At 66.4% G+C, this 9,948-nt stretch carries 8 protein-coding genes; all 8 read left to right on the top strand.

Going from position 1 to position 9,948, the window contains the following annotated elements; all coding sequences use genetic code 11:
- The first annotated feature begins 10 nt into the window (after positions 1–10).
- The 8 genes from sufC to ACVOLI_RS14580 all read left to right on the top strand — a co-directional run bounded on the left by sufC (position 11) and on the right by ACVOLI_RS14580 (position 9,710).
- Positions 11–775 (top strand): Fe-S cluster assembly ATPase SufC, encoded by a 765-nt coding sequence (gene sufC, locus ACVOLI_RS14545; RefSeq protein ID WP_282271346.1) that lies wholly within the window; start codon positions 11–13, stop codon positions 773–775.
- Complete coding sequence (gene sufD / locus ACVOLI_RS14550) at positions 775–2,037, top strand: Fe-S cluster assembly protein SufD (RefSeq protein WP_481614962.1); 1,263 nt, start codon at positions 775–777, stop codon at positions 2,035–2,037. The genes sufC and sufD overlap by 1 nt, the downstream gene beginning before the upstream one ends.
- Positions 2,034–3,290, top strand: coding sequence for a cysteine desulfurase (locus ACVOLI_RS14555; protein WP_481614963.1), 1,257 nt, complete (start codon positions 2,034–2,036; stop codon positions 3,288–3,290). Before sufD ends, ACVOLI_RS14555 begins: the two co-directional genes overlap by 4 nt.
- A gap of 451 nt (positions 3,291–3,741) precedes the next feature.
- Positions 3,742–4,260: a sigma-70 family RNA polymerase sigma factor gene (locus tag ACVOLI_RS14560; protein ID WP_481614964.1), complete on the top strand. Its 519-nt coding sequence runs from the start codon at positions 3,742–3,744 to the stop codon at positions 4,258–4,260.
- The gene (locus ACVOLI_RS14565) at positions 4,257–5,204 is read left to right on the top strand and encodes a FecR family protein (protein WP_481614965.1); all 948 of its coding nucleotides are present in this window, start codon (positions 4,257–4,259) and stop codon (positions 5,202–5,204) included. The genes ACVOLI_RS14560 and ACVOLI_RS14565 overlap by 4 nt, the downstream gene beginning before the upstream one ends.
- A 70-nt stretch (positions 5,205–5,274) precedes the next feature.
- Complete coding sequence (locus ACVOLI_RS14570; protein WP_481614966.1) at positions 5,275–7,977, top strand: TonB-dependent receptor; 2,703 nt, start codon at positions 5,275–5,277, stop codon at positions 7,975–7,977.
- Positions 7,978–7,987: 10 nt separating this feature from the next.
- The gene (locus tag ACVOLI_RS14575) at positions 7,988–8,581 is read left to right on the top strand and encodes a biliverdin-producing heme oxygenase (protein WP_481614967.1); all 594 of its coding nucleotides are present in this window, start codon (positions 7,988–7,990) and stop codon (positions 8,579–8,581) included.
- 1 nt (position 8,582) lies between these two features.
- Complete coding sequence (locus ACVOLI_RS14580; protein WP_481614968.1) at positions 8,583–9,710, top strand: TonB family protein; 1,128 nt, start codon at positions 8,583–8,585, stop codon at positions 9,708–9,710.
- The last annotated feature ends 238 nt before the right edge of the window (positions 9,711–9,948 follow it).

The raw sequence follows: 9,948 nt of genomic DNA on the forward strand, positions 1-9,948 counted from the left end.
ACGCACCCTCATGCTGAAGATCGAAAACCTCCACGCAAGCATCGGCGACAAGGAAATCCTCAAGGGCCTGTCGCTGGAAGTGAAGCCGGGCGAAGTGCACGCCATCATGGGCCCGAACGGCGCCGGCAAGTCCACCCTCGGCAATGTCCTGTCCGGCCGCGACGGCTACGACGTCACCGCTGGCAGCGTGCAGTTCGAAGATGGCGACCTGCTGGAGCTGGAACCGGAAGCACGCGCCGCCGCCGGCCTGTTCCTGGCCTTCCAGTACCCGGTGGAAATCCCCGGCGTCAACAACACCTACTTCCTGCGTGCCGCGCTCAATGCGCAGCGCAAGGCACGTGGCGAGGAAGAACTGGACTCGATGCAGTTCCTCAAGCTGGTCCGGCAGAAGCTGGCCGTGCTGCACCTGAAGGACGAGCTGCTGCACCGTGGCGTCAACGAAGGCTTCTCCGGTGGCGAGAAGAAGCGCAACGAGATCTTCCAGCTGGCCGTGCTCGAACCGAAGCTGGCGATCCTCGATGAGACCGACTCCGGCCTGGACATCGATGCGCTGAAGAGCGTGGCCGATGGCGTCAACGCACTGCGTTCGCCGGAGCGTTCGTTCCTGGTCATCACCCACTACCAGCGCCTGCTCGACTACATCAAGCCGGACGTGGTGCACGTGCTGGCCGACGGCCGCATCGTCAAGACCGGTGGCCCGGAACTGGCGCTGGAGCTGGAAGCCCACGGTTATGACTTCCTGAAGGACCGCGTGGTCCGCGAGGCCGCCAAGTAATGAATGCCCTGCTCGATTCACTGGCCGGCACCTTCTGCGGCAGCAAGGAGCGCGCCGAGCTGCTTGAAGCCGCACTGAAAACCGGCCTGCCCGCCGCCCGCAACGAGGCCTGGAAGTACACCTCGCTGCGCCAGCTGGAGCGGCGCAGCTTCACTGCCGCGCCGCTGCAGGCCCCGGACATCGATGCCGCGCTGCTGGCTGACATCCCGTCGCCGCGCCTGGTCTTCGTCAACGGTCGCCACAGCGCTGCGTTGAGCGATCTGTCGTCGCTGGATGCCGGTGTGCAGGTGCGCACCTTGTCTGCCGTGCAGGCCGAAGAGCCCGAGGCGCTGCGCTTCCTTGGCCGTCGCTTCGAGCGCGCCGAAGAAGTGTTCGCCCAGCTCAATGCCGCACTCGCCGATGAAGGCGTGCTGGTGCAGGTCGCCGACGGCATCGTCAGCGAAACGCCGCTGCATCTGGTATTTGTCAGCGCGGCGGATTCCAGCGACCACGCCTGGCATCACCGCCACCTGATCGAGCTGCGCCGTGGCGCCGTGTTCGGCCTGGTCGAGCACCACCTGCAGGCCGGCGACAGCGCGCACCTGGACAACACCCTGGTCCACGTCCACATCGCCCAGGACGCCGTGCTGTCACATGCCCGCGTGCAGGCCGACAGTGCACGTGCCACCTCGCTGCTGCGCACCGATGCGGTGCTGGCGCGCGATGCGGAATACCGCCGCATCGACCTGGAACTGGGCGCTGCACTGAGCCGTCATGAGCTCAACGTGCGTCTGGAAGGTGACAACGCCAAGCTGACCGCCAATGGCGTGCTGCTGGGTACCGGTCGTCGCCATATCGACACCCGCCTGGGCATCGAGCACATCGCCAAGGACACCAGCGCCGAGCTGGTCTGGCGCGGCGTGGCGGCCAACCGCAGCCGCGTGGTGTTCCACGGCGGTATCGGCATCCGCGAAGGCGCCGATGGCACCGATGCCAACCTGTCCAACAAGAACCTGCTGCTGTCGGCCGATGCCGAGATCGATACCCAGCCGACGCTGGTGATCGACGCCGAAGAGGTCAAGGCGGCGCACGGTGCAACCGTCGGCCAGCTCGACGCAAACGCGTTGTTCTACCTGCGCTCGCGCGGCCTGCCGGCGGAAACCGCGCGCGCCATGCTCAGCGCTGCGTTCTGCCACGAGCCGCTGTCCGCGGTGGAAGGCGTCCTTACCGAAAAGCTGGCCCGCCACCTGGACCAGGCACTGCAACAGGCAGGCATGGCATGAATCTCAGTTCCCCGCGTCCGATCCACACTTCAGTTACCGCCCCCGATTGGGAGCGCGTGCGCGCCGATTTCCCGCTGCTGATGCGCGAAGTCAACGGCAAGCCGCTGGTGTATTTCGACAATGCCAACACCGCGCAGAAGCCGCTGTCGGTGATCGGCGCGGTGGACGAGTTCTACCGCCGCTACAACGCCAATGTCAGCCGCGCGGTGCATGCGCTCGGCACCGAAGCTACTGATGCCTACGAAGGCGCACGGACCAAGCTGGCGCGCTTCCTCAACGTGCGCAGCGATGAGCTGGTGCTGTGCAGCGGCACCACCTTCGCGATCAACCTGGTCGCGTATTCGTGGGCATTGCCGCGCTTGAAGGCTGGCGATGTGATCCTGGTATCGCGCATGGAGCACCACGCCAACATCGTGCCCTGGCAGCTGGTCGCCGAGCGCACCGGCGCCACTATCCGCGTGGCCGAGATCAGCCCCGACGGCAGCCTCGACCTGGACGCGCTGCACGCAGCGATGACGCCGGAAGTGAAGCTGCTGGCGCTTACCCACGTCTCCAACGTGCTCGGTACGATCAACCCGGTGCGCGAGATCTGCCGCGAGACGCGCAAGCGCGGCATCGTCACCGTGATCGACGGCTCGCAGGCCGCACCGCACCTGAGCGTGGACGTTGCCGCCATCGGCTGCGATTTCTACGTGGTGACCGGCCACAAGATGTGTGGCCCGACCGGCACCGGCGCGCTGTGGGCACGTCGTGAGCACTTGCAGGATATGCCGCCCTTCCTTGGCGGCGGCGAGATGATCAAGGAAGTCAGCTTCGAGGGCACCGTGTTCAACGATGCCCCGCACAAGTTCGAGGCCGGTACTCCGAACATCGCCGGTTTCATCGGCTTGGGCGTGGCGGTGGACTACCTGGAAGCGCTGGGTCGCGAACACATCGAAGCCCGCGAACAGGAACTGCTGGCCCACTTCACCGAAGAACTGCAGAGCGTTGAAGGCCTGCGCATCTTTGGCACCGCGCCGAACAAGGCGGCGGTGGTGTCGTTCCAGATCGAAGGCGCGCATGCGCACGACCTGGCGACCCTGCTAGACCTGCAAGGCGTCGCCGTGCGCTCTGGCCAGCACTGCGCGCACCCGCTGCTGCAGTACTACGGCGTAGCCGCCACCTGCCGCGCCTCGCTGGCGTTCTACAACACGCATGACGAGATCGAGTCCTTCATTGCGGCGTTGAAGAAGGTGCGCACCCTGTTGGGTTGAGCAGTCGCATTGTGTTTGTGGGAACGGCGTGAACCGTGAAGCCGATAGCACTACAGACCGAAATTCAAACAGCGAAAGCGCCCTCACCCCACCCGCTCTCCCGTAAACGGGAGAGGGGCTAAGGCGCAGCGCTGGTTTTGTAGGAGCGGCGTGAGCCGCGAAGCCACAAATCCAACAGCACAGCTCTACCCCTCCCCAGCCCTCCCCTTGCCTTCGGCAAAGGGAGGGAGCGCATTGCTGGCTTCGATAGCGTCCTCGGCACTGCATTCGTTCTGGTTGTGGGAGCGGCGTAGGCCGCGAAGCCGACAGATTGTCAGGTCGTGGTGTCAACGAGCGCTGCAGCGACGCCTGCTTCGCGGCTTACGCCGCTCCCACAAACCACCAGATCATCCCTGCTGCACAGCGTTGCTCACACATGCCATAATGCGAACAATTCGCATTTGCACAAACGATGAGCCCCGCGTCGTCCTCCCTCCTCGCCGCCCTGTTCCGCGACCACCACCACTGGTTACTGGCACGGCTGTGCCGGCAGTTGCGTTGCCGCTGGGATGCCGAAGACCTCACCGCCGAGACCTTCAGCCAGGTTGCAGCCTCGCGCACGCCACTGACCAGCATCGACGAACCGCGCGCGTTCCTGACCACCATTGCCAAGCGCCTGCTGTTCCATCTGCGTCGGCGCCGTGATCTGGAACAGGCCTGGCTGGAGCAGTTGCGGCACAGTCCTGAAGCGTTTTCGCCCTCGCCCGAGGAACGTGCACTACTGCTGGAAACCGTGCTGCTGGTCGATCGCAGCATGCAGTCGCTGCCGGCACCGGCGCGCGCCGCCTTCCTCTACAGCCAGCTCGATGGCATGGGCCACGAGCAGATCGCACAACAGCTTGGCGTATCGGTACGCACGGTCGGTCGCTACCTGCGCCAGGCCTGGAGCTGCTGCCTGCAGGACCTGCAGCACACGGATCTGGCTCCATGAGCGGGCAAGCGGCGATGGACGCTGCCATCGACTGGATGGTGCTGCTGCAATCCGGCAGCGCCGATGCGGACAGCGAACAGCAGCTGCAGCGCTGGCTCGACGCCTCGGCCGAACATCGCCAGGCCTGGCAGCAGCTGCAGGAGATCCAGGGGCGCTTCCACCGCCTGCGCGAGGTTGCCCGGCGTCACCCTGGCCAGGATCAACAGGCGCGCGAACTGCTGCTGCGCCCGTCGCGGCGTGTCGCACTGCGCTCGCTGGCGGCCTTTGCACTCACCGCTGGCGGCGCCGCGTTGCTGGCCGACCGCAAATTCCCGCTGCGCGAACTCAGCGCCGACCTGCGCACCGCAACCGGGCAACGCCGCCGCTTTGCACTGGATGACGGCAGCACCCTCACGCTGGATGCACGCAGCGCGATGGACCTGGATTTTGGCGCCAGCCAGCGCCAACTGTGGCTGCGGCGTGGGCGCGCATTGCTGGACATCGCCGCCGATCCACGCCCCGTGCTGCTGCACAGCCTGCACGCAAGACTCAGCCTGTTGCGCGGCAGGTTCATGGTGGAGCGCTACGAGACATCCACCCAGGTTGCCGCACTCAGCGATCACGTACTGATCGAGGACGAGCGCGGCCACAGCCAGCGCCTGCTGGCCGGGGAAAGTGCACGCATCGATGCCGGCGGCATCACCGCACTGGGCAGCAGCCCGGCGCAGCTGACCGATTGGCTGCACGGGCGGGTCAGCCTCGACAATGCGCCACTGCTCGATCTGGTCGAGCGCCTGCGCGCTTACCGCAGCGGCTTCCTGCGGGTGTCGCCAGAGGCCGCCGCGTTGCGCGTGCAAGGCGTGTTCGCGCTGGATGACAGCGATCGCACGCTCGCCGCCCTGGCCGAAACCCTGCCCTTGCTGATCCGTTCCTATGGCCCGGTCACCCTGATCGAAAAAAAATAGCGTGAGCGTGTCCGGTTTCTCGCCTTCGATACACATCCCTATCCGAAACCCTCTTTCGGAAGCCGTATCGATGTCCGCCTCCCCCCTGCTTCGCCCTTCCTGCCTTGCCCTGGCCCTGTCGCTGGCCTGCGCCGTTCCGCTGGCCCACGCGCAGACCGCAGCCGCCGATGCGGCAGTGCTCGACTACCAGATCGCCGCCGGCCCGCTGGGCACCAGCCTCAACCGCATCGCCGCCAATGCCGGCCGCACCCTGTCGGTGGACCCCGCCCTGCTGCAGGGCAAGCAGGCAAAGGCCGTGCATGGCCAGTATTCGGTCGAACAGGCCGCCGCCCAGGCGCTGCAGGGCAGCGGCCTGCAGCTGGCCACCACCGCCAGCGGCGCGCTGACCGTACAGCGCGCGCCGGCCAACGGCGTGGAACGCATCGGCACGCTACGGGTGCAGGGTGACCAGGGAAACCGAACCCAGCTGGGCGATGACAGCCGCAATTCGGCCGACACGCCTTACACTTCCGCGCAGTCCGGTGCGCACCTGTCGCTGCAGCAGATCGAGCGTTCGCGCGGCACCCAGGCCGGTGACATCTTCAAGAGCGTGGCCGGTGTCATCAACGGCGACAACCGCAACTCCGGCGCGCTCGATCTGAACATCCGCGGCATGCAGGGTTTCAACCGCGTGCCGGTGCTGATCGACGGCAGCCAGCAGCAGGTCACCGTCTACCGCGGCTATGCCGGCGTGGCCGGGCGCAGCTATATCGACCCGGACATGATTGGCGGCATCGACATCCAGAAGGGCCCGACCGGCGGTGCCGAAGGCGTCGGTGCCATCGGCGGCGTGGTCAGCATGCGCACCTTGAACGCCGAGGACATCATCACCGGCGACAAGGATTGGGGCATCCGCCTGAAGGGCGGTTTCAGCGACAACTCCACTTCGCCGCCACCGGCCTTCACCACCGGCGGCCTGCGCAATGGCGGCCGTTTCCTGACCGCCTGCGGTGGTGGCCGCACCTGCACGGTGCAGCAGCTGCCCAGCGAATTTGCCGATGAGACCGGCATGGATCGGCCATCCACCGGCACCCCGACCGGCGGCAGCGGCAGCATCGCCGCGGCCAAACGCTGGGGCGAGTTCGAAGTGCTGGGCGCCTTCGCGCGACGCAAGACCGGCAACTATTTCGCCGGCGAGAACGGCCCGGGCGCGCCCGAGCCGCACTATGCGACCTCGCGCACCACGGACAGCCGTGGCCGTTGGGTCGAGTACACCACCGTCAGCTTCGAGGGCCTCAACCGCTTCCGTGCCGGCGAAGAAGTGCTCAACACCTCGGTGGACAACCAGTCCTGGCTGCTCAAGGGCACCTGGAAGCCCAGCCCCGACCAGGCGCTGGAACTGGGCCGCATGAAATACCAGAGCCGCTACGGCGAGCTGATGCCGTCGGCCATCCTGCGCGGTGAAGGCGCGCTGCAATCGGCGCTCAGCGATGTCGATGCCGATACCTGGACTGCGCGTTACCGCTGGCAGCCGGCCAACGAGCTGATCGACTTCAAGGCCAACGCCTGGCGTACCGCCTTGGACAACACCATCCGCAACGTCTACTCGTTCCCGGCGCTGCCGCCGGAGTACACCTATATCGAGACCACGTATCGCCAGGCCGAGCGCTGGGGTGTCGACGCCACCAATACCTCGCGCTTCATCACCGCCTGGGGCGACGTCGCCCTGCAGTACGGCTTCACCCACGGCAAGGAAGACGTGCATCCGATCAGCGCCTCGCAGAGCTTCAGCAGCAACAACGCCAAGCGTGAGGAAAGCAGCCTGTTCGCCAGCGCCGAGTGGGTGCCCACCGATTGGCTGAAGTTCGACGCTGCCATCCGCCACACCCGCTACAAGAGCTATGACCGCGAGATCACCCGCGTGCCATCGCAGAGCCGCCCCATCACCTATACCGACGTCCACCTGCAGAACAAGGCCAGTGGCAATGCACCGATCGCGGCGATCACCTTCACCCCGTTCGAGGGCGTGCAGGTCTATGCCCGTTACGCCGAAGCACTGCGCATGCCCGGCCTGTTCGAAACCAGCTCCGGCCCGGTCCCCAGCACCTTTGCAATGGACCTGCGCCCGGAGCGCGCCAAGAACCGCGAGTACGGCATCAACCTGCTGCGCGACGGGCTGTTCACCGAAGGCGACCAGGCACGCCTGAAGCTGGCCTACTTCGACAACCACGTGAAGGATTACCTGACCCGCACCACCGTGCAGTTGGACGGCTGGGTATCGTCACCGGTGATCGAGAATATCGACAACGCCGACTTCAAGGGCTACGAGATCACCGCTGAATACCGCACGCCGCGCTTCTTCAGTGAGCTGTCCGGCAGCTATTACACCTACACCAACTTCTGCCACAGCGACCGCGCCTATCCGACCAAGTCAGCAGCCTGCCATCCGGGCGGCGTCACCGACAGCTATGCCAGCAACCATGTCCCGCCGCGCGCCTCCGGTGCGCTGACATTGGGCACGCATCAGCTGGACCAGCGCCTGACCGCCGGTGGCCGGGTCAGCTATACCGGCAACCGCCCGACCCTGCCGCGCGCCAGCAGCATCATCCCGGTGGTCGATTGGGGTTCCTACGTACTGGTCGACCTGTTCGCCAACTACCGCATCAACGAGCACGTCGCGCTCGACCTGAGCGTAGACAACCTCACCGACCGTTACTACATGGACGCGATGACGCTGGGCCTGATGGCCTCGCCCGGCCGCACCGTGCGCATGGGCTTCACCGTCAACTTCTGAGGAACCGCATATGTCCGCTTCCCCAATGCTGCTGGAACTCAGCCGCAGCCAACGCTTGAAGGCCGCCACCCACGGTACCCACGAGCGCCTGGACCAACGCATCATGCGCGGCGAACCGTTCGCCTCGCTGGAGAACTACCGGCGCTTCCTGCGCGTGCAGTACCGCTTCCACCGTGACCTGGCGGTGCTGTATTCGCTGCCTGCGCTGCAGGGCCTGTTGCCGGACCTGGCCGAACGCCAGCGTCTGCAGGAACTGCAGCAGGATCTGCTCGACCTCGGTGAAACCCTGCCCGCCGATGACAATGCCGCCTTGAGCAGCGACATCGACCCGGCCACCGCGCTGGGTTGGCTGTACGTGGTTGAAGGCTCGAATCTCGGTGCTGCCATCCTGTTCAAGCTGGCAGCGAAGATCGGCCTGGATGCCAACCACGGCGCGCGCCACCTGGCCGGGCATCCGGACGGCCGCGCGCGTCACTGGCGGCGCTTCACCGAAGCACTGGATGGCAACGCGCTGGACGCCGAGCAGGAGCAGCGCATGGTGGCCGGTGCCACCGCGGCATTCCAGCGCGTGCATGGCTACGTCGAGCAGGCCTTTGCCGACTGAGATGGAAGCAACGCTGAGCACCGCTCCAGTCCCGCCACGGCGCAACCGCGCCGTGCGCGTGGGCCATCTGCTACTGGGCATGTTGATGGTGGCACTGGGCATCATCGGCGCATTACTGCCGGTGATGCCCACCACCATTTTCATGATCCTGGCGGCCGCCTGTTTTGGCCGATCCTCGCCGCGCTTCGAACGCTGGTTGCTGCAGCACCCGCAGTTCGGCCCGCCATTGCGGCTGTGGCGTGAGCAGGGTGCGATGTCCAAGCGTGCCAAAGCATTTGCCTGCGGCGGCATGGCGCTGGGCTTTGCCATGTTCTGGTACTTCGCGCATCCATCGCTGCTGCTATGGCTGGCGGTTGCAGTCGGCATGGGTGGCTGCGCACTGTATCTGCTGACCCGGCCGCTGCCGCACGGCATGGCCGACGTTCCATCCCCGGAATCGGAAGAGCGCGGCATCCGCTCGGTCGCTGCAACCGTCACCGTGTTGCTGCACATCGGTCTGTTCGCGCTGTTGCTGTGGAGCCGCGCGCCATCAATCGATCCTCCATTGATGGCGCCGGCCGAGCGCACGCAACTGGTGATGTTGCCGCCACGTGCACCGGAGCAACCACTGGAGGAAGTGATTGCACCCACGCCCTCTGCCGCGGCTTCGGCGGCGAAACAGAAGCCCGAACCACCACGCCCAGTGCCGCCATCGCCACCGCGCGCCGCCGCCAATTGGATCGTTCCGCCGCCAGCGCCGCCGCAGCCCGTGCAGCAGGCGCCTGCCCCGCAGCAACAGGAGGCCTCGATAGCGGCCGCCCCGGTCACGCCACCGCTGCCCACCGGCCCCAGCGTGGCCAACCCCGGCAAGGACAGTTGGGAAGGCCGGGTCATGGCCAAGCTTGAACGGCATCGCCGCTATCCCAATGCCGCCCGCGCGCGCCGCGAACAAGGCGTCGCCCACATCCGGGTCAGCCTCGCCCGTGATGGCTCGGTGCTGTCGTTGGCGTTGGAGCAGACCTCCGGTTCGGCCATGCTCGATCAGGCCGCATTGGATACCTTCCGCCGCGCCGCGCCATTGCCGGCGGTGCCGGAAGCACGCAAGGCACCGCTGGAACTGTCGTTCCCGGTCGAGTTCTTCATGCGTTGAGGGCAAGGCAAACGACGCACTTGTAGGAGCGGCGTAAGCCGCGAAGCTGAAAGTCCAACAGCAAAAGCGCTACCCCTCCCCAACCCTCCCCTTGCCTGCGGCAAAGGGAGGGAGCAAAGCCCGGCAAGCGCTTCACCTGTAGTGGGGGGCGGGGGAGGCGGCACGGGGGGAGCGGCCCCGGCCCCCCGCCCGCGACGCAGGGGGAGACGCGGGCGGGGCCCGCGGGGGGAGGGGGGGG

The organism is Stenotrophomonas sp. STEN029 (assembly GCF_056760015.1).

Coding starts and splice junctions, on each gene's coding strand:
- ACVOLI_RS14560 (WP_481614964.1), top strand. CDS start 3,742: ATGAGCCCCGCGTCGTCCTCCCTCCTCGCCGCCCTGTTCCGCGACCAC.
- ACVOLI_RS14575 (WP_481614967.1), top strand. CDS start 7,988: ATGTCCGCTTCCCCAATGCTGCTGGAACTCAGCCGCAGCCAACGCTTG.
- ACVOLI_RS14570 (WP_481614966.1), top strand. CDS start 5,275: ATGTCCGCCTCCCCCCTGCTTCGCCCTTCCTGCCTTGCCCTGGCCCTG.
- ACVOLI_RS14565 (WP_481614965.1), top strand. CDS start 4,257: ATGAGCGGGCAAGCGGCGATGGACGCTGCCATCGACTGGATGGTGCTG.
- ACVOLI_RS14580 (WP_481614968.1), top strand. CDS start 8,583: ATGGAAGCAACGCTGAGCACCGCTCCAGTCCCGCCACGGCGCAACCGC.
- ACVOLI_RS14555 (WP_481614963.1), top strand. CDS start 2,034: ATGAATCTCAGTTCCCCGCGTCCGATCCACACTTCAGTTACCGCCCCC.
- sufC (WP_282271346.1), top strand. CDS start 11: ATGCTGAAGATCGAAAACCTCCACGCAAGCATCGGCGACAAGGAAATC.
- sufD (WP_481614962.1), top strand. CDS start 775: ATGAATGCCCTGCTCGATTCACTGGCCGGCACCTTCTGCGGCAGCAAG.